Source organism: Paenibacillus sp. 1182 (genome assembly GCF_017833915.1).
GTDB lineage: Bacteria > Bacillota > Bacilli > Paenibacillales > Paenibacillaceae > Paenibacillus > Paenibacillus polymyxa_D.
The window spans coordinates 168,061-190,980 of the sequence record NZ_JAFICR010000005.1 but is presented as its reverse complement, the minus strand read 5'-3'; the positions used below and the strand labels follow the sequence as shown (position 1 = coordinate 190,980).

The window sequence follows — 22,920 nt, the reverse complement described above, 5'->3', positions numbered from 1 at the left end:
CACATATTCGGCGTGGAGTCTAAGAGCAGAGATGACTTCTACCCGACTACCGGTACGGGGCTCTTACGAACAAAAAAGATCAGCCAGAAAAACTGGCTGATCTCATAAGTTTATTTTGTTGTAGTTTGTCCTTCCAAATAAGAAACCGGCTCTTTAACCTCTACTTTGGTGCCGCCAAATTCATCTTTAATGTATTTTTGAGTATCCTCGTTATGATAGAGATCCGCTAACTTTTGCAGCCCTTTGTCATTCGCCTTATCAGATGAAGTAACCAGAACGTTAATATTATTTTTGGTTGCCTGACTGATCTCCTCATGGAACAAGGAATCTTTCAGTACATTTAGGCCCCCTTCTAAAGCAATCGTATTCCCAATTAGCACCAAGCCTACATCTTGAATCACTCGTGGTCCTGTTTTGTCATCAATGAGTTCAAATTTCAGGTTTTTAGGATTGCTAGTAATATCATTGACTGTACCCAAGGCATCATTAAAGTCAGCCTTAAGCTTAATCAAACCGGATGCTTCCAATAACTTTAAACCTCTTGCCGTATTGGCTGGGTTATCTGCCAAAGCTACCAGAGCCCCGTCGGTCACTTCATCGATGCTTTTGAATTTTTGCGAATAAATCCCCATGGGTTCCAGGTAGGTTGTGGCTATAGCCTTCAAATCAGCTTTGCTCTCTTTGTTATAGCTAACCAGGTACGCCCACGATTGGAATGCATTCACGTCTACTTCGCCTTCTTTGGTCGCATTGTTCGTTTCGATTCCGCCGTTAATTTCTTTCACTTCAATGTCCAGCTTGGCATCCTTGGCGGCCTGAGACTGGGCAATATGCTTCCAGATCTGGGCGTCAGAGCCCATGGAGCCGATGACTACTTTTTGCGTTTCCGAACCGGAAGCGGCGCTGGAGCCATTGCTGTCTGAACTTTTATTACCGCATCCTGCGGCAACCAATAATAAACTAATCCCTAATAGTAAAACGAACGATTTCTTCATGTTGTTTTCCCCCAGATCATGTATGCTAGTGCATCGTCATTCCACCTGTAACATTAATCGCTTGTCCTGTCATATATGCTGAGAGCGGACTGGCCAGAAACAGCACCACATTGGCGACATCCTCCACCTCGGCCGTTCTCCCCAAAGGTACCTGTGAACAATCTTCTTCGTATATTTCTTGAGCGGTCATTCCGCGAATGACGCCCCCTTCAATCCGTTCACGATGCTTCATCGGCGTTTCTACAATGCCGGGGCAGACCGCATTTACCAAAATATTTTGCCGGGCAAGCTCAATAGCCATCACCTTGGTCAAGCCAAGAACCGCATGTTTGGAAGCACAGTATCCGCCCATGGCCCGATATCCATTTTTTCCAGCCTGCGAAGCCATTTGAATAATTCGCCCTGATTTACGAGCTGCCACCATTTCTTTGGCAAAACGCTTGGACGTTACGTATAATCCGGTTGAATTGATCGAAAATACTTTCTCCCAATCAGCTAACTCACTATCAATGACATAATCCATCGTAGAAGTACCCGCGCAGTTCACCAATATATCAGGAACTCCCGCTTCGCTGATTAGTAGATCGCACCATCTTTCAATATCATCCGGTTTGGATATGTCCAATTGCGTTTCAACCAACTGTGGATTGACCACTCTATACAGCTCTTCATAAGAGATATCAGCAGAAATCACTTTAGCTCCGCTTTGAATGAAAAGCTCTACAATTCCCTTGCCTATGCCTGACTTACCGCCTGTCACTACCGCTGTCTGATGAGATAGGTCAATCGAAATCATAGATTTTACAATACTCTTTCGAAAGGATCGCGGCTAATGCCTGCTTCCAATACAATTTTCACATATTCCTGCGCAGAGAAAAGGGAGTGGTCCTTGTAGTTCCCACATTCCAAAGCAGTAACAGCCGGGACCTCTGTCGTTTCCAGAATTCTTTTCAAGGTTTTTTCCAAAGCGAGTGCAATTTCCTCAGGCTCATGTTCATTCCATAAAATCAAGTAGAACCCCGTTCTGCATCCCATAGGAGAGATATCAATAATTCCTTTGATTTCATCTCTCAGATACGTGGCTAATAAGTGCTCCAGCGTATGTACAGCTGCTGTCGGAAGTGCATCTTCATTGGGTTGCAAAAATCTCAAGTCATACTTTTGTACTGTGCTTCCTTTTTCGTCATGCTCTACTCCCGCTGCTCTTACATAAGGAGCCTTTACAATCGTGTGATCTAATTGAAAACTTTCTACTTTTGCCATTTTTCTTTTCCTCTTTTCTGTAATTTATATTTTTAATCTAATGATGGATACTCTACATTTGTGATTTTTTTCAAAGAATTAAATGCCCCAAATCAGCATTTTTGTAATTATACATCGGATTACTCGGTTTTACCACTATAATTCTTGTCGTATTTCTTTTTTTCTTTGTCCGTCTCTCCTTTGCCTGTAGGTTTTGACATAGTGTACAATGTATACGATAATGCATTTTTACGAAAAAGATCGAGGACATCATAAGCCTCATTTAGGAGAATGCTCTGTGAATGAACCGGATTGGAAGCACCTGAATGCTGTCCCATTACCCTTGCAGGAATTTCAGCTACAGCTGGATCAAAACAGTGTTGACGCCAAGCAACTAGAGGAGTGGAGAAAGATTCCCGTCCTTTATCAGCTGGCTCTGGAAGAATTAAAGAATAAAATTAAGCTGATCCAGACGGAATGGAAGCTGTTAGACGGTTTTAGCCCGATTGAACATATTAAAACCCGAATCAAAGAGCCCCACAGCATCGTGGAAAAGGTTCGGCGCAAAGGGCATGAAGTGACCTTGGACAATATATTGCGTGAAATTCATGATATCGCGGGGATGCGTGTGGTATGCGCCTTTGTGAAAGATATTTATCGTCTGATGGATCATCTACACACTCGGGAAGACATTCGTATTCTGGAGGTCAAGGACTATATAGCCCATCCTAAGCCCAACGGCTATCAGAGCCTGCATGTCATTGTGGAAATTCCACTGATCCTGTTTGAGGGCACACGTTGGATCAAGGTTGAAATTCAATTGCGTACATTGGCTATGGATTTCTGGGCCAGTATGGAGCATATTTTGTATTATAAGTTCGATAAGAAAGTGCCTGAACATGTCGTTAATGGATTGACCGAAGCCGCACGTGCAACCTACGAGCTGGATCAGAAAATGCTGAAGTTGCGCGGCGAAATTTTATCGCTTAGCGAGGAACAGGATGCGGAAGAATCCCCGGCGAAACCATCCGAAGAGTCGTCCTTGAAGACACTCTCCCTCCCTGCAGATCACGCCACTTCACGGCCACAAACCTGCTAAGAATTTGTGTACAAGATAACTTAAGCATTCCGTCGAGGCTGCAAAAACGTTGGTTCAGTCTTACGCTGGATTCTCATGTATTGGGTATAAATAAAGAGCCATCAAAACCACATTCATCATGGTTTTGATGGCTCTTTTACACATTTTTTGATCAAATATTACTGTTTCTCGCGAATTTCTGTGCTGATTTTCTCAACGATGTCCGCAATGCTGAGTGATCCCAGATCGCCTTCGCCGCGTTTACGAACCGCTACAGTACCGGTTGTTTTTTCATTTTCCCCGATAACGAACATATATGGAACCTTCTCCAATTGCGCCTCGCGGATTTTATAACCAAGCTTCTCATTGCGAGTATCCACTTCGACGCGCAGACCTGCTTTCAGCAACGCATCTTGTATCTCATTGGCAGTCTCGATATAGTTCTCGGATACTGGCAACAGCTTCGCATGAACAGGAGCCAACCACAATGGGAATGCACCTGTAAAATGCTCAGTCAGGATGCCCATGAAGCGGTCAATCGAACCGTAGATGGCACGGTGAATAACGACTGGACGGTGCTTCTGGTTGTCCTCGCCCACATAAGTCAGGTCGAATTTTTCAGGCATTTGGAAGTCCAATTGGATCGTTCCGCACTGCCAGCTGCGTTTGAGCGCATCGAGAATGTGGAAGTCAATTTTCGGACCGTAGAATGCTCCATCTCCCGCATTAATACGGTAGTTGATGCCCAGGTGATCCAGCACGTTTTGCAGAGCTTGTTCCGCTTGATCCCATAGTGCTGGCTCGCCCATAAAGTCATCTGGACGTGTGGACAATTCCACTGTGAAGTCAAAGCCAAACACACTATACATTTCGTTAATCAGCTTAATTACGTCTGTAATTTCTTGTTCAATCTGACCTGGTGTGACGAAAATATGCGCATCATCCTGACAGAATGTACGAACACGCATCATACCGTTCAACGCGCCGGACAGCTCATGGCGATGCACTTGTCCAAATTCGGCTATACGAATTGGCAGATCGCGGTAAGAGTGAAGCTCATTTTTAAACACAAGCATATGTCCTGGGCAGTTCATCGGTTTCAGAGCAAATGTAGTTTCATCCACTTCGGAGAAGTACATGTTTTCCTTGTAATGCTCATAGTGTCCCGATTGTTCCCACAGACGGTTGTTCATCATCAGTGGCGTACGTACTTCCTCATAGCCATGCAGACGTTGAATGTCACGGGAGTAATCTTCCAATGCAGTGCGGACAACCATACCTTTAGGCAGGTAGAACGGCATGCCCGGTGCTTCTTCGGAGAACATGAACAGTTCCAGCTCTTTACCCAGCTTGCGATGGTCGCGTTTTTTCGCTTCCTCCAGCAAATGCAGGTGCTCATCCAGTTGTGCTTTTTTCGGGAATGCTGTTCCGTAGATACGTTGCAGCATCTTGTTGTTGGAATCGCCTCTCCAGTATGCACCCGCTACACTCAACAGTTTAAATGCTTTGATGCGGCCAGTAGATGGCAAATGCGGGCCACGACACAGGTCAAAAAATTCGCCTTGATCATAGATTGTAATTTCCGCTTCTTCCGGCAAATCACGAATCAGTTCCAGCTTCAGTGGATCTTCCAGCTCTCCAAAAATACGAGTGGCTTCCTCACGGCTGACTACACGACGTGTAATCGGCAGATTTTCCTGTGCGATCTTCGTCATTTCCTTCTCGATCTTGGCCAAGTCGTCAACAGACAATGGATTTTCGATATCAATGTCATAGTAGAAGCCGCTGTCGATGACCGGACCGATACCCAGTTTCACGTTTTTCTCACCGTAAATGCGTTTGAGCGCCTGAGCGAGCAAATGCGCTGTACTGTGGCGATAAATTTCCAGACCGTCTGCACCGTCCAGCGTAATGATTTCAAGGTCAACGTTCTGATCCAAAACGGTGTTCAGATCTACAGCCTTCCCGTTCACTTTACCTGCTACGGCGTTTTTTTTCAGCCCGGAGCTGATCGAACCTGCCACGTCGGCAATTGTTACGCCCTGCTCGTACTCGCGTACGGCTCCATCTGGCAATTTCACTTGAATACTCACGATTAAAGCCTCCATTTCAAATTGTGTTCTATATCAAAATTGAACGCAAAAAAACGCCTCTCTCCCTCAAGGGACGAGTGCGTTCAGCTCGTGGTTCCACCCTAGTTCGGCCCGCTCCTGTGCGTACATTTATGTTCATCGGAACATGCTCATGCACGACATGCGTGACCCTCCATTGGTATCCGTTAACGGGGATAAAGCGGTGGGCGCTTACTGATGTTACTGCCAGATTGCACAGCTACATGTTCAACGTCACGGCTACAAAGGGGTAACTTCACATGCGGTTGCCGGAAAAGCTCTCAGCCTCGTCTTTTCTCTCTGAACGGCCCTTCAAGGAAATCATGTCTTTGGTCAATGCCTTGAATATCACTATATGCTACAGCATTATAGATCAAATTTGCAGGTATTTCAAGTGGGCGTTTATGTAATTTCATGCCTCCTATGCATCAGCTGGCTAAGGGAGCTCATGTGCCCATATTTACACAGCTCTAAAAACACTATAATATACGCTTATCTAGACGATGCCGTACAGAAAGGAAGAAGGAGAGATGCCTAAAATTATTGTCACAGAAGAACAATGGATTCAGAAAGGAATCGAACGTTTTGAACAGGGTGGAATTGATCAACTTGTTGTTGAGAAAATGGCCGTTTCTCTAGGGTGCAGTAAGAGCAGTTTTTATTGGTATTTTAACAATCGCAGCAGCTACATTAGACAGATTGTGGAGACATGGAAGGAACAGACGACACAACAGATTATTGCAGCGTCCATCATCCATGCTGCCGCAGATGAGCGGATCAGAGAGTTGTTAACCCAGATGTTCGGGAAAACGAGACGAGGAGATTTTCTGTTTTATCTGCGAAAACTGTCATTGAAGGATGATAGTTACCGTTCCCTGCTCAATGAAGTTGAACAGATGAGAATGGAGTTTATGAAAGAGCTTCTAATACAGAAGGGAATGCAGCCAGAGAAAGCCTTTCAGAGATCATGGATGTTGTACCATTACTACTTAGGCTGGTATGAGCGTCACAAGCAAGAGACATTAAGTGACGAAGCCATTCAACAGCATATTCACATGATTTGGACAGAGTGGATTTCGAATGAATTCAATTAAGGAGGATGCCACATGTTGGAGTTACTTACATGGGCAGTTGGCGGAATTCTATGGGTACTGAGCGGCATGCATCTATATTGGGTATTTGGCGGACAAAAAGGTGCAAAGGCAGCGATCCCAAGCACAGGAACGGCTTTGCTCTTTGAGCCCTCCAAGATAGGGACATCAATTGTAGCTATTCTACTAGCTTTAGCCGCTTGGTTCGTCCTAGAACTAGGTGGAGTTACACAATTCCTGATTTTCAGTACCTTTCATTCCTACGGTGCAGGCTTGTTGTCGTGCGTATTTATTTTACGTTCTATAGGAGATTTCAAATGGGTAGGGTTTTTCAAGAGAAAAAAAGGAACTGTTTTTGCAAAGTGGGACACTGTGCTCTACTCGCCCCTTTGTTTTCTCTTGGGAACAGCCATTTTAATCATTATGTTTTTGCGTACGGCATAGCTTAAAGCTGACCTCTATCAGGTGGTTTGTTTCTTTCGCACGTCTCCACTCGTTTCTTTCTCAGTGAAAAAGTACAGCAAAGCCAGCACAGGCAGGACGACTCCAATCAGAGAACTGAAATTCCAACCTCCTAACGCATACGACCAACCCCCTAATGATGATCCAATCGCTCCGCCTATGAAAAAAATAGACATGAATAATCCGTTCAGACGCCCCCTCGCCTCACTTCCCAAGGAGTAAATCACACGCTGTCCAAGTACAAGGTTTCCCGATACAGCCATATCCAGTGTAATCGCTGAAATAAAGAGAAGTACGAGCGCAACCGTCGAATGACTTTGAAAAAGATAGATGAACAAAAAAGACAAGGCTGCAATGATCATAGCTAACCCGGTTAAACCTTTGCTCCAACCTTTATCAGCCAATCTCCCGGCAATCGGGGCAGCTACTGCACCGCCTACGCCTACTAAAGCAAACAATGCAATCCCTTGTTGAGACATTCCGAAATCATCCGCCAAACGTAGAGGAACAACAGTCCAAAATAGGCTGAAGGCACCAAATAGGCAGGCTTGATACAGGGCACGGCGGCGCAGTGCAGGCGTTTGTTTTAAAAGAGTGCCTAGCGAGAAAATTAATTTACTGTAAGATACCGTAGGCACAGGCTTGCGCTCTGGAAGAGCTCGCGAGAGCAGAATCGTCAACAGCGTCAAGACAATGGCTGACAAAATAAATACGGCTTGCCATCCCCAGATGCTGGTGATAAAGCTCGCTACTGGCCGTGCGAACATAATGCCTAGCAAGAGTCCGCTCATGACATTCCCAACAACGCGGCCGCGCTGCTCTTCGGATGCTAAATAGGTGGCGTACGGCACCAGTATTTGGGCTACCACAGATCCAATTCCAATGAACAAGGATGCGGTCAGGAACAACGGGGCATTGGTGGCAAAAGCAGCAACAACCAATGCACAGACTGTAATGATTAGCGATACGACCATAAGCCGTCGATTTTCAATAATGTCGCTGAGCGGTACGATAAATAGCAATCCCACCACATAACCGATTTGAGTTAAGGTGACAATGAAGCCCGCTGCTGTAGAAGAAAGACCCATAGCAACGTGAATAGGTCCTACAAGGGTTTGAGCATAGTACAGGTTGGCAACAATAAGGCCGCATGCGGCTGCCAACAAAAACATCATCCAATTTGAGATACGGTTACTTTTTAAGGCTTGTTGTTCTCTTTGCATGATAATCCTCCTCATTAATTTAAATACTAAACGTATAGTTCATTAATTCGATAATCAAATAATATACTGAACGTTTCGTTTTGTAAATAGGCAAAATCAACTTTTTTATTTCACATGATATTTGATATACTGAACGTATAGTTTATTTTTAGTGTTTACTTATATCTGTTAAGAAGGTGAGCATTCCAGTGCAGAGCAAAAGAGGACGTCCACGTAATGTCGAGACGCAAAAATCTATCCTTAACGCTTCCTATGATTTACTGTTGGAGCAAGGCTTTGGGGCGGTTACGGTAGAAAAAATTGCTGAACGAGCGAAAGTTAGCAAAGCCACCATTTATAAATGGTGGCCTAACAAAGCTGCCGTAGTGATGGATGGTTTCCTGTCAGCCACCATAGCAAGATTGCCCGTGCCCGACACGGGCTCTGTATTAGATGATATTCTCATTCATGCCACGAATTTAGTGCGGTTCTTAATAAGTCGAGAGGGTAAAATCATTACGGAGTTAATAGGCGAAGGGCAACTTGATTCAGGATTGTCAGAGGCATACCGGACCCGATATTTCCACCCTCGGCGACTTGAGGCCAGGCTTCTTATTGAGCGCGGAATGGAGCGCGGAGAATTGAAGGAAGATCTCGATATTGAATTATGTATCGATCTCATTTATGGGCCCGTTTTTTATCGATTGTTGGTAACCGGTTATCCATTAGACGACTCCTATGTACGACAATTAGTCATGAATGCGTTCAAAGGAATTGGCTTGGACTGAATGACGTGGCATCAAGCAGCCCTCACAGAGTATCCTCTGTGAGGGCTGCTTTTTCTTTTACCTGCCACGATCCTCTGGCTAGTTCCTGATTTGTTTATTCGTCAGGGTCTATACTAATTTTTTGCAGCAGGTCGATCAGAAGGTCCTCTTCCTCTTCGGATAGATTGTGGACAAGGCTGACATTGGACTCGTCCAATATTCCTTGTAGGACAGGGGAAAACTCTAGCGCCTTGGCTGTAGGAGACAAAAGATGGGAACGGCGGTCATTTGGGTCTGTTTTCCGTTCAATATAGCCTGATTCCTCCAATTGTTTCACAGAGCGCGCCGTGGTTGCCTTGTCAAATTTAAGTTCATTCGTCAACTGCTCTTGTGTAATGCCCGGCCGCTGCAAAATGAGCTTTAAAAAGCTGTGTTGTCCTCCACTGCCGATTCCGTAAGGAGTCAGTTTTTTGGACAATATTTTTTGATTACGACGGTACAGGTGGGAAATTAGCTTTCCAATCGGTTGTTTTTTTCTCATCAAATACACCTCATTGGCTTAAAAATGACACATCCCCAGTTGGGACCAAAGCAAAGTTTACAATAATATTGTTGCACACGCAACTAATTTGCTGTACACTAGAACCGTTCATTTAGTTGCGCGTGCAACTAAATGAAAATTGTCAACGATAACGAGGTGTAATGATGAGTTCAACTGCTACAGCTGCTACAACCTATCAAGAGAATATCGAAGTCCAGAAGAAACGTTGGCTAATTTTAATTGTTTTGAATCTGTTTACATTTATGTCCACATTGGATGGAAGCATCGTCAATATCGCTCTTCCTGTGTTGTCTCGCACGCTACATTTAACCGTGGCACAGATTGAATGGGTGACAACCGCCTATTTAATGGCGATATGTACCGCTATCTTATTTTTTGGCAAGCTTGGAGATATCGTCGGTAAAATCAAAATATTCAAAATCGGCACAATCGTATTCATTCTTGGCTCCCTAATGTGCGGTCTTAGCTCTTCGCTCTCTATGCTGCTGATTTCCCGCATTATTCAAGCATTTGGAGCGTCCATGACCATGGCGAACAGCCAGGGGATCGTGACAGATATCTTCCCGTCCAATGAACGGGGCAAAGCACTTGGCCTCATTGGAACCTTCGTTTCTCTGGGCAGTATCGCCGGGCCAAGCTTGGGCGGTATTATTGTCTCGTCGCTGGGCTGGCAGTACATTTTCTGGGTCAATGTACCGGTAGGGCTGGTCGCTGTCTTTCTTGGCTGGAAGCTTCTGCCGAAGGATTTGATCAAGGTGAAAGATAAAATTGACGTTCCCGGTAGCTTGGTATTTGCTATTTTTATTCTCACTTTGTTCGTCGGATTGTTGCTGGGACAGCAGGTCGGGTATGGCGACAAACGTATCGTTGCTTCGCTGGTGGTGGCTGTAGTTGCTTTTGCCATGTTCATTAGGTTGGAACTTCGTCGTCCTGGGCCGCTCTTACAGCTCGCGCTATTCAAAAATCCGTTATTTTCGCTCAGTATTTTGTGTGCTTTTCTGGTGTTCGTCGCTAACTTTTGCTTTAACATCATTTCGCCCTTTTATGCGCAGAATATGCTGAACTTGTCGCCTTTTCATGCCGGGTTCCTGCTGATGCTGCTCCCCATCTCGATGGTTATTGTGGCCCCTCTCAGCGGTGCGCTTTCCGATAAAATCGGATCTGAACTGCTTACATTCGCCGGGCTGGTCGTTATGGTTATTGCCCAAATTGGATTGGCCCAATTGCATGCAGGCAGCTCTATCCCGCTCGTGGGTCTGTGGATTGCCATGCTGGGCATTGGCAGTGGTTTATTCCAATCGCCGAACAACTCGCTGATTATGTCCACGGTACCCCGCACACAGCTTGGCTCAGCCGGGAGTGTCAATTCGCTGGTTCGCAACGTCGGTATGGTTGTGGGGATCACTTTGGCCACATCGATCCTCTTTTATATTATGAGTAAAGAGGCTGGTTATCGGGTCACCGGCTTGGTCCCGGGTCATCCAGAAATTTTTCTGGCAGGCATGCATGTAGTCTTTATGACGTCCGCGTCCATCTGTCTTGTGGCGGCATTGTTAACAGGCTGGCGGCTGATCGGGGCTAGACGGGCAAGAACGCAGCAAGAAAAGGGATAAAGACCAAGAGAAGAAATAAAGCGTCCGTAGACAGAACAATGATCGTAGAATTAAGATGATGAGTATTGCAGTACAAACACGGCATTAAAAGCAACATTTACAATTTTAAAAATGGGATACAAGGGTGGAGCTTACATGAAATATTGCTATGAATGCGGAACAAAATTGATGGTGAAGGAGTGTGAAGGCGAAGGCCCTATCCCCTTTTGTCATACATGCCAGGTCTTTCGTTTCCCGATATTCAGCACTGCGATCAGTACCGCTGTATTGAATAGTCAGAGAGATAAGGTGCTGCTCATACAGCAGTACAATATTCAAGGCTTCATTTTATTGGCAGGTTATGTGAACAAGGGTGAATCCGCCGAGCAGACATTGGTGCGTGAAGTTAAGGAAGAAGTAGGATTACAAGTCGATGAGTATCAATATATGCGCAGCGAGTATTTTGAACGAAGCAATACACTGATGCTGAATTTTGTATCCATTGTGAATGACGATCAGTTAGATGTTCTTAGTGCGGAGGTAGATCAAGCACGTTGGTTTACACTGGAGGAAGCCAAGCAAGCCATTTTGAAAAACAGCTTAGCTGAATCCTTCTTGCTGACCATTATTGAAAAGATTGAGGCAGGATTGATTTGAAGTGATATAAGCGTGGCGATGCGAAAATGATGAAAAAGATGTCTTTACAGATATTGAATTGCTAAACCGCAAGATGGCTGCTCTTTCCAAGGAACCCTCTTGCGGGTCACAGCATGTTTATACTCTTTGTCATTGCTGGAATTTCAGCGACTCCCCTCACATCCCGACATTTCTACTAAACGTCCATTCTCTTTCCAGGATTGCAGTATTTTCTCAAGTACCCACTGGTTTTTGTAGCCGTCCTCGAATAAGGGAGCACGATCGACAGACTTTCCCCTTGCCAGCTCAACAAAATCTTCATAGGCCGTGTGATTATAGATTGCAGGGACAGCCCAACTCTCGTATTCGGCACCCGGGTGTTCCAGGTCACGTAGCACAATGCGGATACTTTCCGGGTTATTGAGGCTGGCGTGCAGCGTACCAAGTTCTCCATAGATATCGACTTCGATATCGTGCCGTATGCCGATGGCATTTTTATGAGTGATAAAGGTTCCCACGGTATTGTCGCCTATGATGCCATGAAAGGCAGCGAGATCTTCCACATCCACTTTTACAGGCAGGCCCGTGATCGGATCGAGCCGCTCGGGTGTAATGGTATGTAGCAGCGCTGCGACACTTTTAAATTCACCCACCAGAAAACGGGCCAGATCAATGATATGTGAGGCTGTATCCCCCACTACTCCAGAACCAGCCTTGGCCAAATTGTGACGCCATGTATACGGATGCTGACGATACGGCGCAAATGCATCCATTAGATAACGGAATTGAATGTTATAGATTTTACCCAGCTTTTGCTCATCCAGCAGTTGCTTGGTATATTGGAAGGCCGCGCCGTAGCGATGCTTATAGTGAACCAGCACAGGCACCGGATTCGCTGTATATAGCTTTTTCAACCGATCCGCTTCCTCCCATGTGAGAGTCAATGGTTTTTCTGCCAGTACAGCTTTGTGTTTTTCCAGCGCAATACGAATAATGTCAAAATGCACATCATTGGGTGTCAGCGACAGAATCGCATCTACCTCTGGGTCACGGATTAATGCTTCATAATGGGCGTACCGCTTGGAAGTAGGCAGTTGCAATTGTTCTCCGATGGCTTGAAGGCGATGGGGATTCACATCACTAACGGCCACAATAGATACCCCCGAGATGGTGTGCAGTGATCTCATGTGATATTCAGCGATAAGACCCAGGCCAATGATACCCATCCGAATTTGTTTGGTTGGGAAGGTGGTGGTACTCATAGGTTCAGAACTCCCTTCTCTTCAATTTGGTTTGAACTCTGTAGCAAATTCCTTTTGCTATGCAGTATCACCCGTTGCTTTGTAGAATAGTCCCCACAGGAAGTGATCGTTGCAACCCTTAATTCAACAGTCTGATGCCGGTAGTGAATACAATGTCTCATAAAAAAAGGATCTGCAGCTCCGTTGTCCGGTGTTGCAGATCCTTGGTATTCCTTCTCTATATCGACTACATCAAAAATGTACCTACCACAAAAGAAACCCCGACGATGATTGAACGCAGCAGCTGTGCCAGAGCCACATTGCCCTTGGCAATTTCCTCGCACACCTTGGTACGCGGCGTCACCAGATCAAAAATCACATAGACCAGACACAGCACTACAATGCCCACAGCCGACCAGGTCAGCATTTCGAGCCATGAATGACTGCTGTACGACACCATCCCCACGATGATACACAGACCTAGCAGCTTTGCACCCATATAGATGCCTGCCGCCTCATTGCCGCGTGCGATTTCTTGATTATCGTTATAACGTGTCAGCAAGCTGAACACAAAATAACCTACGATTAAGATGGCAAACAGGATAAGCAGGCCGATACCTACATTGCCCAATGCGTTGCCCAAACTGATATACGAGTCCAATTTTCTTCCTCCTTATGATACTTCAGGATTTTGCCAAATCCTCACTTGTAAATGAATAGATACGTTCGAATATTGTACATTTTTTAATTCAGCTTATATAACGTGCGGATTAGGAGGTGCGGTGGCAACGGCGGCGCAATAGTAGGCCATATCACCTGTTACCTTTTCACCGATTCGCGGCAGGACACCCGCAAAACGCCCTCCAATCACGAATATACCTGTTAACACATAGCCATGAAATAATCCTTCGTCGGTCTGTACCTCTGCACTCTGCATCGGCCACAGCCGCTGATAAATCTTAGGCTGTCCTTCATAATAAGCGGCAACATGTGCGGCTTCCTCCTGCTCAGGCGTTCGTGGGGCATCAGCTTGGTGAAGCAGATCAGGATGGTCGGTCTTCGCATTTTGAACCTTTCCCAAGACGCCTTCTAGTCTCTCCTCGTCTTCGGTATGTTCAATCAAGTGCGTCCCTTTACCCTCCCGACCCCATATACCTTTGGCCACATAGGGCTCTTTATTTTGCATAAACACCGAGGGTTCAAAATACGTAGGCAGCAGGTAGGTTCGTATCACCTCCAGCTCGCGATCGTCAAACAAACGAAAACCACAGAACTCTGGTGTCTGCTCATTGCGCTCATACAGTGACCATACGGTTGCGGTGAACCCTTTGCTCTGGGTAATGATATGCTGCGGTGGGTTGATTAATCCTATTTTCCCGTCTGCCACCATATCCATTAGCGCCTGCCCCACCTCAAGCCCCGTATTCTCCTCCCGGTCATCAATTAGATACTCCAGCGGATACAGGCGATAGAGAATGCGGATTTGCTCTCCCCGGTGATACAATCCTTCATTCGGGATAATCTCCAGTTCTTCCAAAGGAGCATAAACGACTTCGAATCCGGCTTGTTCACATAAACGCATAATATATTTGGTGTTCGTCTGATCCTCGATGTGCCAGTCATAGCAAGTGAAATACACCTTTGTCCCTAATCCCTTGCGGCTATAAAAATGAATGAGCTCCGTCAAGGCAGACTGAATCGCCTCGTCCATTCCAGTTGAGGGTCCATGTAGTGCATTGTCATCCTCCGACATTCCTCCCTTACTCAGCACCTCTAGCAGCTTTCCTTCGAGATAAGCCACCTCGGGAATTCCGGTTGGGGTATCGGTGTTATTCTCAATGCACTTGATACCCGCTTCCCCCACAATCCAGTCCTGGCGGGTTATCCCATCCGGCTCGGCCTCCATACGTGCAGCACGCAGCAAGCCCGGATGAATCCCCAACCGTTCCACCAGGTATTCATCCGGCATATAGCGCTGAACGAATTGCTGAACCTTGCGATAAATACGATGTACCGCCTCAGAAGCAACCTGAAGCTCTGCCAGCTCGCTTTCCCGATATACCGTTAAGGCCGGCACGCAATAGGACTTGCCATACATGCGGTGATACGGGATGATACGGCTGATTTCACCCTTAAAAAGCTCATCATGTTCATAAGGCAATTGCCGAATCGTGCGCATGCTCATCTTAACCCCCAGAGAAAAAGCCGCTGCGTGAGCCGCTGCTGCCAAAACCGCTGTGTGAGCTGGAAGATGAGGATGAGCTTTTGCGGTATGAGCTGGAAGAAGAACGACTGCTATGGTATGAGGAGCCTCCACTATAATAAGTCGATCCGCCATAGTAATACCCACTGCTGCCTGAATCCCGACACGCCGTTTGTTCCGATATAGGAAGCTCATCGCAGTCATAATACTCGTCGTCACCGCAACCCGTCAGAGCGGCCGGGACAGCCAACATCAGGGCAAAGGCCGCCATCCGTGTACGAGAGCCGGGCTTGGATTTCATTTTTTCCCAAGAATGCTCCATCACAGATCGACCTCCTTCACAAACAGATGCACCTTTTTCAGCTGAGGGTCCAGTACCGAATATATAAATTCATATGTTTTGCCACCCAGTACTGTATAGTGATCTAATAGCCGTTGGGCCAACTCCAAAGTAAATACCGAACCTTCCCGCTGATCCATACTACGGAATGCAGGTTCATGCCATATCCAGTACACTGCACTGTATGTGGAAGTGTAACCTCCCTCACTGGCAAGCACGAGGTCTGTGATAGACGCACCGTAAGGCTTTGCACGTTCCCCTGTAAATTCAGTCACATAGACGGAATGATCCGTATGTCCCTCACTTTCATTCGAGATATGCGACCATAGTTTGTCATGGAGACGCGTAGCGTCTACAAGCTTGCGTAGAAACAGCTCATCTCCCGATACGGATTCCCGTGTCAGGCTGCGCAGTTCCTTTTGAGTGTCTTCCGACCATTCGCGATACGTTAATGAATAATAAATGATGATTCCCTTCCCTTCTTGTACGCTTCTGTCATGAGGTTTGCAACAAATCAAAGCGCTTCTGTCGTTGATCACTATACGAGATTCTACCTTGAAAAGGTTCAATTTGGAAGAAAAACACGACAAAAAGCCGCAATCCCTAGGATTACGGCTTGATTTTAGCTGCTACAGCTTGATATTGTTCTCGTCGAAATATTCCTCCAGCGTCATCCCCTGCTTGGCTACATCCTCCGCAATGTCTATTCCCACATAACGGATATGCCAAGGCTCGTACACGTAGCCGGTCACATCTTCCTTACCCTTCATATAACGAATAATAAATCCGTATTCCGGTGCATGTTGTTCCAACCATTCGCCTTCCTTGGAAGCTCCGAAGGATTGCTCCAGCGCATTACCTACGCTTGGGCTGGATACATCAATGGACAATCCCGTCTGATGCTCACTCGTACCCGGTACAGCGCTGACTTTAGAGGCATATTCCTGTCCCTTTGTCTTTACATTGTTGTCGAAAATAGACACCTGACGCTTATAGGAACGGTATCCCGATACCGCACGCAGCTCGATGCCGTCCTTTTTCGCACCGTCGAACAGCTTCTCCAGTGCCTCTGCCGCTTCCTTACGCAAATGCCGCTTTTCGTGCGGTCCCTCGAAGGAAAATTGCACCTGCGGCTCCACCAGGTCGTCTGGGACATAGCCCACAGGCAAGCTGCGCTTTTTGTTCACAACGACTGTATCCGAAGTCGCATTGGTGACAATCGCGGTTCCATCCTCTTCCTTAACCGTGGCTTGCAGCGCACTCTGGCTCCGCAACGCCATCACTGGGTCGGCTTGTCCACTTTCTGTACCCGCAGAGGCTTGTCCAGCACTAGTGCTACCATTGCCCGCATCCGGCTGGGTGGAAGGCTGCACATTCTCCTGTACCGCTGTAGATGACTTTAACGGCTCGCTTTCCTGTCCACCTGATCCTCCCTGCTGGCAGGCTGCCAGTAATAGCCCTGGCAGGATCAGCCCTGGAATGAGCGCTTTGGTCCATCGCTGAGATGTGCGCGTCTGTTGTATATGTCGTTTCATGCTGGTATCTCCTCCAATATTGCAATTGATACATGACTTGCAGTGACTTTTCCGTTCCCCCATTGTAACTGAACTTTGGACACTCTTCGAAGCCGTTATCCCGTTCGATGAAGGCGAATAGACTCGAAAAAGGAAGTATATACCCGAATTGTTACGGAGTATGACGTTTTTGCGGAATTGCAGCTCGGGCCCGCTCGGCTACCCGTTCACGTATGAGTTTCAATGCCTCTTCCGCACGGGGTAAACCCGGCAGCAAAGCCGTAATATCCGCTTCCTTCTTAGGAACAAGCTTCTGCGGCAGATGAATCTCAATCGCATGAAAACCTGCACCGGGACGATGTAATGCTCCTTCTGCCGCTGACTCGGCAATCCATTCGCTAATCGCAGCCGATCCACTGCGTCCGCCTTCCGGCCGCGAGGTAGACTCAAGCGCGGGGGATGTCCCCTGCACATGAGATAACTCTCCGGCCCAAGCACTGAATACGTACTCCAGCAGCTCTTCCCGCGTCATTCCGATCAATTCCAGACAGGTCTGCGGCTCGCTTTCCATCCCGGTCTGAAGAGCCTTCTTCACATCGTCGACTACACCCACGCCATCCTCCATGCTGGAAGTGGCTGTCTCAGCTGCTAGCTGAACGATCTCATCCAGCGATAGACAGGTTTTCCCTTGCAAAAAGCGGTAGATGTCCAAAGGATCTGCTTTTAGCTGCTCCAGCCATGCCTTTCGCTGTTCGGGGTTTAGTACAGGCGCTGGACCCATCCATTGGACAGCATGTGCGGAAGGTACACCCGTTGATTCGCCTTCCAAGCCATTTCTGTCTAATTCCGCTATCCATTGACCGTCAGTTACTTTCAGCTTCACTCGCGGCCTCGTCATCGCCTTCATCCTTTCTCTGCTCACTCAATCCATACATCATTTTGCAACGCTATCAGACCGCGCAATTCATCATCAGACATTTCGGTGAGCCAATGTTCACCGGAGCCGACAACCTGCTCGGAAAGTGCCTTTTTGCTCTCGATCAGCTCGTCGATTCGCTCCTCCAGTGTACCTTGACAAATCAGCTTGTGCACTTGTACATTGCGGCTTTGACCAATACGGAATACGCGGTCTGTCGCCTGATTTTCCACTGCAGGATTCCACCAGCGGTCATAGTGAATGACATGGCTGGCACGTGTCAGGTTCAGGCCCACACCACCTGCACGCAGGGAAAGTACGAATATATTCGGCCCTTCTCCCTGCTGGAAGTTGTGAACCATTTCATCCCGTCTGGTTTTCGCCAGTCCTCCATGTAGAAAATACGGCTCTTCCCCGAAGATTTTGGCCAAACGGGAGACCAGCAATTCTCCCATCGACACATATTGGGTGAATATCAGCGCCGATTCGCCGTTCTCGCGAATCGTCTCTACCAATTCCAGCAGTCGCTCCATTTTGCCCGAGTTTTGCGTTTTACCACTATCAGCCCGACCCGGAATGATCAGACCCGGATGGTCACAAATCTGCTTCAACTTGGTCAGTGAAGACAGAACAAGCCCTTTGCGAGCTATACCGATCTGCCCATCCAGTGTTCCCAATAATTGATCCACTACGCCCCGATACAATCCGGCCTGCTCTGGTGTCAGTACACAGTAGGATTTCAACTCCAGCTTCTCCGGCAAATCCTTGCGTATATCTGGGTCGCTTTTGAGTCGACGCAGCATGAACGGGGAGACGAGGCGATGAAGCTCACGCAACGCAGACCCCCGCTCCTCTCCCGCCAGACTGTACCGTTGGCGGAATGAAGACGCCGTACCGAGGTAACCTGGGTTCAGGAATTGAAAAATAGACCACAGCTCGCTCAGCCGATTCTCTACCGGGGTACCCGTCATGGCAATCCGATGTGGAGCAGACAGCTTCATGACGCTTTGTGCTTGCTTTGTTCGTGCATTTTTTATATATTGCGCTTCATCCAACACGATGGAGGACCAGTATACCGCAGATAAATCGCTACCGTCCCGTCCCGCCAAATGATAGGTAGTGAGGACGATATCATACTCACGTACACTTTCCTGAAACAGCTCGCCGTGGAGTCGCTGGTTTCCATGGTGAATATACAGTGACAAATCCGGTGAAAAGCGTTTCAACTCGCGCTGCCAGTTGCCGAGCAAGGACGTTGGACAGATGATCAACGCCGGACGTTGATCATCTGCGCCGATGCCACCGTCGAGTAGGCAGGTGATGACCTGAATCGTTTTACCAAGCCCCATATCGTCCGCAAGGCAGACGCCAAAACCTAATCCACGCATCGCGGCCAGCCATTGAAAGCCGCGCTCTTGATAGGGCCGTAATGCGCCGTGCAGCGTCTCTGGCACAGGTCGCGGCTCTACCGAACGAAGTACGCCGCCCTCAGCCAAAGACGCAAGCAATCCGGCGGATTCCGCGCCAAAGATGGACAAGCCTTTCCATGAGGCCTCGCCTGCACTTTCATTTTCTGCGGCCAGATGCATCCATTCGGACAAGCTCATCTCACCGTTCTCACCGCGCTTGATAAAGCGCAGCACCTGACGAATTTCCTTAGGATCGACCTCGATCCATTCCCCTCCGAGACGTACATACGGCAAATTAGCGGCGACAATGCTTTCCAGTTCCTCCATCGTCAAAGTTGTATCACCCAGCACAGCCTCGGCATCAAACGAAATCATGCGGTTAATGCCGACAGTCGATGTATCGGCAATCACACCATCCGGCTTGGCACCCTGCTCTGTCGAACGCATTTTGAGCCGTAAGCCTGCACGTCTTCGGCCCTCCCGGCTCCAGCGTGAAGGCATTTGCACGGTAATACCGTTCTTTTGTAATGCGGGAACGGCTTCCGTCAGGAAGCGGAAGAACATCTCCGGCTCCAGTGTCAGCCCTTCGGGATAAGGGCGGTTCAACGCTTCTTGCAATATAGGTGCCGCTTCAGCAGCCTGTCCGAGCCTCATTAGCAGTTGCGCCTGCACTTGACGATATACAATTCCGCCGCGAACCAGATCGCGTTCAGGATGCGCCCACAGTGCCAGAGCAGGCAGTCGCAACCCCGGCTCAGCATCGCTTTCTGCCCAAAAGGTAATGCGCCATTCCTTCACACTCTCTTCCAGCGAAGGCTCCAAACGAAGGCACAACCGCAGTTGCCCTTCTATCGGCTCCTTGTCTTCCCGCTCCGTGACAGGCATTGCGCTTCCCTTAAGAGAGGACGCTTGGAGAACCAGCTCCTCCATCTCCGCGGGCGTTCCCTGAATCGCCACCGGGCGGGAACCTGTCAGCAGACTGTTCCACCATAGCTCTGTCAGCGGCGATCCTCCGCGCCGATACTCTGCACGATATCGTCCCAGCTCACGGTCTGATGCTGCCAACACCGCGGTCGTTTCCGCATGGATGACCGCACACAAGAAGGAGTACAGCACGATTCCGGCTGCATCCTCGCGTGTTTCAGGCTCCTTACCCGCGAACACGGCAGGAGCCGCCATACAAACAGCCGGCATTGCAGCAGCCAGCTCATGAAAGCGGCGTATGTCCTCCTCTTGATACAGACGAGGAATCCACACCCCGACAGCCGCTTCCGGACCGCGACGACGCGGTCCCGATGGACGCGCCTCTGTAAGCGATGGCGTAATTTCGCCCCGCTGCATCAGCTCTAGCGCAAAATAAGCGGCTTTTTGCCAATATTGCATTTCCTCGCCCAGCGTAATGCCCGATGCCGCACAGCCCTTCTCGTCCATGCGGGTCAGCAGTGCCATCGTCTCGCGCGGTTCCAGCGCCAAGCCCTCCAATGTACGCCCCAGCATGGAACGTCTTTTGCCACCTCTGCCCGCGGTTTCCACACGAGCAGTGTTCGGTATTCGTACCTCGGCAAGGCGCAACGCAGCCTGCCGAAACGGCCGAAGGTCTCCCTTTAGCGTCAGCCTGCGAATTACACTGCTCCACGCATCGATACGTGGTTCCGACGTCTCACCAGAAAAGCAAAAAAACACATCTCCGAGCCATATCCCATAAAGCGGTTGATTCATATCTGTCTCCCGTCCAGCCTTTTGAATTATTACTCTTCATCATATACGAAAACGGGCTCTTTTCAAAACTTTATCACAAAAATAAATGGAAAGTCATAAGTCAATAACCTTAAATATTCATGTGGTTAACTATAAATAAGAGAATCAATTTACAGGATTAATTGTCTTTTTCTTCATCATCCGCTTTTGCATCCTTCAGATAAGGGTTCAGGCTGTCTTGCAACAGTTGCTTGACCTGTACACGCAGTTCTTTGGGAAATACGACCTCGGCCTCTGGCCCGTATTTTAGCAAAAGTCGGGATACATATCTAAACTCTTCGACCGGAATATATCCCTGCCATTCCTGAGCCTGCCCTTCCTGATGGGAAACATTTTGGAAGAGGGCATCTGATCCGGCCAGCCTGACACCCAATGCGGTAAATTTTATTTTGGACGGAATTCCTATACGGGAATCCTCCGAAGCCAACCATTCCTGAAGTGTAGGAAGGGTGTCCAAGGTGTCGTCCAGCATCGTTATTGTGATCACCCGATCTGAACGATACAAAATGATGCGGTCTCTGCTATGTGCTGGCATGTACCAATATCCGTGATCAAAATACAGTCCAATCGGATATACCTGAGTCCACTTTGCCCCGGAAGCGGAGCGGTAATGCATGTTCACCCGGCGCTTATTCAGCGCAGCCTCCAAAATGATTGAGGTGTAGGGTGACTCTGCGTGAGTGGGTAGCATACGAAAAGAAATGTACTCCTTTAATTGATCGATACTGTCCTGCACATCCTGTGGAAGTTCGGCATAATAGTGCTCGGATAAATGCTCACGAACTGAGCCAAAAGGGATATCTGGAATGTTCTCCAACAGTTGCAGCATGAGAAAAAGACCCAAGGCCTCGTCACGAGCAAGATGAAGGGGAGGAAGAAGCCGATTGGGAAGTGCCCGATACCCGCCATGAGGACCCATTTCGGTATAAAGGGGTAATCCGGTCTGCTGCAAATAGTCGAGATCTCTCTGTATCGTCCTGACGGAGACACCAAAACGTTCAGCCAGCTCACGCGCCGTATATTTTTTTCGGGAATCCAGTATCCTCATAAGAGCAATTCTGCGTTCGTTCATAAGGTACCCCTCTAATCAAAAATTAATTTAAAATGACCGTTTAACTACGACATACGATGTCATAAATACATTGTAACATTAGGATATAGAAAGGAGTGAATGAACACTATGAAGGATTTGAAATCAAACGCAGTTGTGCTGTATATTGCCATGAGTCTCGACGGGTATATCGCTTTGCCGGACGGTTCGGTGGACTGGCTGTATGATGTTAAAGGGGATGGTGGGGACAATGGATATGCCGACTTTTACGATACCGTTGGTACGGTGCTGATGGGCAGACTGACGTATGAGGAAGTATTGAAGCTCTCAGATGATTTCCCTTATGCTGGAAAGCCATGCTATGTGCTCACACGAGCATTAACGGAGCAACAGCAGGCGCCACATATTACATTTACGGACGAAGCTCTGACTGAACTGGTTCCACGTCTACAAGGACAATCGGAAGGTGCGGTATGGCTAGTCGGTGGAGGCCAGTTAGTCCAGGCCTTCTTACAAGCTGGACTGCTGGAGAAAGCTATCATTGCGATCATTCCCAAAGTGCTTGGACAAGGAATACCGTTATTTCCAGAGGGAACACTACCAAGTACGTTTGAACTCCAAGAAATAGAACGCCGCGGGGATATTGTTCTTCTCCATTACCATATATAATTAATTTTGCAAAAAAGCCTTCGTATGTTCAGGATCATGCAATTTCCCTGACATACGAAGGCTTTATCGCGTGCTTTTGTT

Annotated in this window: 22 protein-coding genes; 7 read left to right on the top strand and 15 right to left on the bottom strand. The window is 47.7% G+C overall.

The genetic code is table 11. From position 1 onward, the window contains the following. Nucleotides 1-110 precede the first annotated feature (110 nt). The 3 genes from JOD82_RS12310 to JOD82_RS12300 are packed head-to-tail and all read right to left on the bottom strand — an operon-like array spanning nt 111 to nt 2,258. On the bottom strand, nt 111-995 hold the full coding sequence (locus JOD82_RS12310; RefSeq protein WP_023986814.1) for a MetQ/NlpA family ABC transporter substrate-binding protein: 885 nt from the start codon (nt 993-995) through the stop codon (nt 111-113). Nucleotides 996-1,020: 25 nt separating this feature from the next. Beyond that, the gene (locus tag JOD82_RS12305) at nt 1,021-1,791 is read right to left on the bottom strand and encodes an SDR family NAD(P)-dependent oxidoreductase (protein ID WP_069010818.1); all 771 of its coding nucleotides are present in this window, start codon (nt 1,789-1,791) and stop codon (nt 1,021-1,023) included. Nucleotides 1,792-1,796: 5 nt separating this feature from the next. Next, nucleotides 1,797-2,258: an S-ribosylhomocysteine lyase gene (locus JOD82_RS12300; RefSeq protein WP_029515967.1), complete on the bottom strand. Its 462-nt coding sequence runs from the start codon at nt 2,256-2,258 to the stop codon at nt 1,797-1,799. Nucleotides 2,259-2,535: 277 nt separating this feature from the next. Here JOD82_RS12300 and JOD82_RS12295 point away from each other — a divergent pair, with 277 nt between their 5' ends. Continuing rightward, on the top strand, nt 2,536-3,336 hold the full coding sequence (locus JOD82_RS12295; protein ID WP_103046868.1) for a GTP pyrophosphokinase: 801 nt from the start codon (nt 2,536-2,538) through the stop codon (nt 3,334-3,336). 158 nt (nt 3,337-3,494) lie between these two features. Here JOD82_RS12295 and thrS read toward each other — a convergent pair whose 3' ends face one another. Then, nucleotides 3,495-5,408 (bottom strand): threonine--tRNA ligase, encoded by a 1,914-nt coding sequence (gene thrS, locus JOD82_RS12290; RefSeq protein ID WP_013308583.1) that lies wholly within the window; start codon nt 5,406-5,408, stop codon nt 3,495-3,497. Nucleotides 5,409-5,956: 548 nt separating this feature from the next. Here thrS and JOD82_RS12285 point away from each other — a divergent pair. Both JOD82_RS12285 and JOD82_RS12280 read left to right on the top strand, forming a co-directional pair. Continuing rightward, nucleotides 5,957-6,520, top strand: coding sequence for a TetR/AcrR family transcriptional regulator (locus JOD82_RS12285; protein ID WP_209949316.1), 564 nt, complete (start codon nt 5,957-5,959; stop codon nt 6,518-6,520). Between the two features lie 12 nt (nt 6,521-6,532). Continuing rightward, nucleotides 6,533-6,961, top strand: a complete 429-nt coding sequence (locus JOD82_RS12280; protein WP_209949314.1) for a DUF3995 domain-containing protein — start codon at nt 6,533-6,535, stop codon at nt 6,959-6,961. Between the two features lie 17 nt (nt 6,962-6,978). Here JOD82_RS12280 and JOD82_RS12275 read toward each other — a convergent pair whose 3' ends face one another. Continuing rightward, nucleotides 6,979-8,202, bottom strand: a complete 1,224-nt coding sequence (locus JOD82_RS12275) for an MFS transporter (protein WP_209949312.1) — start codon at nt 8,200-8,202, stop codon at nt 6,979-6,981. Nucleotides 8,203-8,390: 188 nt separating this feature from the next. On the opposite strand from JOD82_RS12275, the gene JOD82_RS12270 reads away from it, so the two are divergent. Continuing rightward, nucleotides 8,391-8,969 (top strand): TetR/AcrR family transcriptional regulator, encoded by a 579-nt coding sequence (locus JOD82_RS12270; RefSeq protein ID WP_039270372.1) that lies wholly within the window; start codon nt 8,391-8,393, stop codon nt 8,967-8,969. 94 nt (nt 8,970-9,063) lie between these two features. Here JOD82_RS12270 and JOD82_RS12265 read toward each other — a convergent pair whose 3' ends face one another. Next, nucleotides 9,064-9,489 (bottom strand): MarR family winged helix-turn-helix transcriptional regulator, encoded by a 426-nt coding sequence (locus JOD82_RS12265; protein WP_029515975.1) that lies wholly within the window; start codon nt 9,487-9,489, stop codon nt 9,064-9,066. A 164-nt stretch (nt 9,490-9,653) separates the two neighbouring features. Between JOD82_RS12265 and JOD82_RS12260 the strand changes: the two genes are divergently transcribed. Then, entirely contained in the window at nt 9,654-11,123 is a 1,470-nt protein-coding gene (locus JOD82_RS12260) for an MFS transporter (RefSeq protein WP_209949310.1), read from the top strand. A 135-nt stretch (nt 11,124-11,258) separates the two neighbouring features. Beyond that, nucleotides 11,259-11,759, top strand: a complete 501-nt coding sequence (locus JOD82_RS12255) for an NAD(+) diphosphatase (protein WP_209949308.1) — start codon at nt 11,259-11,261, stop codon at nt 11,757-11,759. A 143-nt stretch (nt 11,760-11,902) separates the two neighbouring features. Here the strand turns inward: JOD82_RS12255 and JOD82_RS12250 are convergent, their stop codons facing one another. From JOD82_RS12250 to JOD82_RS12210, 9 genes are all read right to left on the bottom strand, one after another. Then, nucleotides 11,903-13,000 (bottom strand): Gfo/Idh/MocA family protein, encoded by a 1,098-nt coding sequence (locus JOD82_RS12250; RefSeq protein WP_209949306.1) that lies wholly within the window; start codon nt 12,998-13,000, stop codon nt 11,903-11,905. Between the two features lie 226 nt (nt 13,001-13,226). Further along, nucleotides 13,227-13,640, bottom strand: coding sequence for a DUF350 domain-containing protein (locus JOD82_RS12245; protein WP_165178869.1), 414 nt, complete (start codon nt 13,638-13,640; stop codon nt 13,227-13,229). Nucleotides 13,641-13,733: 93 nt separating this feature from the next. Further along, nucleotides 13,734-15,164 (bottom strand): glutathionylspermidine synthase family protein, encoded by a 1,431-nt coding sequence (locus JOD82_RS12240; protein WP_209949304.1) that lies wholly within the window; start codon nt 15,162-15,164, stop codon nt 13,734-13,736. 1 nt (nt 15,165) lies between these two features. Next, on the bottom strand, nt 15,166-15,504 hold the full coding sequence (locus JOD82_RS12235) for a hypothetical protein (RefSeq protein ID WP_069010810.1): 339 nt from the start codon (nt 15,502-15,504) through the stop codon (nt 15,166-15,168). Beyond that, a complete protein-coding gene (locus tag JOD82_RS29150) occupies nt 15,504-16,061 on the bottom strand; it encodes a hypothetical protein (protein ID WP_256026046.1) in 558 nt (185 codons plus the stop codon). Before JOD82_RS29150 ends, JOD82_RS12235 begins: the two co-directional genes overlap by 1 nt. A gap of 90 nt (nt 16,062-16,151) precedes the next feature. Then, entirely contained in the window at nt 16,152-17,057 is a 906-nt protein-coding gene (locus JOD82_RS12225; protein WP_029515983.1) for a M15 family metallopeptidase, read from the bottom strand. Nucleotides 17,058-17,208: 151 nt separating this feature from the next. Further along, entirely contained in the window at nt 17,209-17,934 is a 726-nt protein-coding gene (locus JOD82_RS12220; RefSeq protein WP_029515984.1) for a hypothetical protein, read from the bottom strand. Nucleotides 17,935-17,954: 20 nt separating this feature from the next. Continuing rightward, a complete protein-coding gene (locus JOD82_RS12215) occupies nt 17,955-21,080 on the bottom strand; it encodes a DEAD/DEAH box helicase (protein ID WP_069010809.1) in 3,126 nt (1,041 codons plus the stop codon). A gap of 157 nt (nt 21,081-21,237) precedes the next feature. Beyond that, nucleotides 21,238-22,191, bottom strand: a complete 954-nt coding sequence (locus JOD82_RS12210; RefSeq protein ID WP_069010808.1) for a helix-turn-helix transcriptional regulator — start codon at nt 22,189-22,191, stop codon at nt 21,238-21,240. A 108-nt stretch (nt 22,192-22,299) separates the two neighbouring features. Between JOD82_RS12210 and JOD82_RS12205 the strand changes: the two genes are divergently transcribed. After that, entirely contained in the window at nt 22,300-22,839 is a 540-nt protein-coding gene (locus JOD82_RS12205) for a dihydrofolate reductase family protein (RefSeq protein ID WP_029515987.1), read from the top strand. Nucleotides 22,840-22,920 lie beyond the last annotated feature (81 nt).

Excerpts from the sequence above, each read along its gene's own strand:
- JOD82_RS12310 (WP_023986814.1), bottom strand. The coding sequence starts at position 995 with ATGAAGAAATCGTTCGTTTTACTATTAGGGATTAGTTTATTATTGGTT.
- JOD82_RS12300 (WP_029515967.1), bottom strand. The coding sequence starts at position 2,258 with ATGGCAAAAGTAGAAAGTTTTCAATTAGATCACACGATTGTAAAGGCT.
- JOD82_RS12265 (WP_029515975.1), bottom strand. The coding sequence starts at position 9,489 with ATGAGAAAAAAACAACCGATTGGAAAGCTAATTTCCCACCTGTACCGT.
- JOD82_RS12235 (WP_069010810.1), bottom strand. The coding sequence starts at position 15,504 with ATGGAGCATTCTTGGGAAAAAATGAAATCCAAGCCCGGCTCTCGTACA.
- JOD82_RS12255 (WP_209949308.1), top strand. The coding sequence starts at position 11,259 with ATGAAATATTGCTATGAATGCGGAACAAAATTGATGGTGAAGGAGTGT.
- JOD82_RS12215 (WP_069010809.1), bottom strand. The coding sequence starts at position 21,080 with ATGAATCAACCGCTTTATGGGATATGGCTCGGAGATGTGTTTTTTTGC.
- JOD82_RS12210 (WP_069010808.1), bottom strand. The coding sequence starts at position 22,191 with ATGAACGAACGCAGAATTGCTCTTATGAGGATACTGGATTCCCGAAAA.
- JOD82_RS12240 (WP_209949304.1), bottom strand. The coding sequence starts at position 15,164 with ATGAGCATGCGCACGATTCGGCAATTGCCTTATGAACATGATGAGCTT.
- JOD82_RS12305 (WP_069010818.1), bottom strand. The coding sequence starts at position 1,791 with ATGATTTCGATTGACCTATCTCATCAGACAGCGGTAGTGACAGGCGGT.
- JOD82_RS12260 (WP_209949310.1), top strand. The coding sequence starts at position 9,654 with ATGAGTTCAACTGCTACAGCTGCTACAACCTATCAAGAGAATATCGAA.
- JOD82_RS12225 (WP_029515983.1), bottom strand. The coding sequence starts at position 17,057 with ATGAAACGACATATACAACAGACGCGCACATCTCAGCGATGGACCAAA.
- JOD82_RS12285 (WP_209949316.1), top strand. The coding sequence starts at position 5,957 with ATGCCTAAAATTATTGTCACAGAAGAACAATGGATTCAGAAAGGAATC.
- JOD82_RS12280 (WP_209949314.1), top strand. The coding sequence starts at position 6,533 with ATGTTGGAGTTACTTACATGGGCAGTTGGCGGAATTCTATGGGTACTG.
- JOD82_RS12250 (WP_209949306.1), bottom strand. The coding sequence starts at position 13,000 with ATGAGTACCACCACCTTCCCAACCAAACAAATTCGGATGGGTATCATT.
- JOD82_RS12205 (WP_029515987.1), top strand. The coding sequence starts at position 22,300 with ATGAAGGATTTGAAATCAAACGCAGTTGTGCTGTATATTGCCATGAGT.
- JOD82_RS12220 (WP_029515984.1), bottom strand. The coding sequence starts at position 17,934 with ATGACGAGGCCGCGAGTGAAGCTGAAAGTAACTGACGGTCAATGGATA.
- JOD82_RS12275 (WP_209949312.1), bottom strand. The coding sequence starts at position 8,202 with ATGCAAAGAGAACAACAAGCCTTAAAAAGTAACCGTATCTCAAATTGG.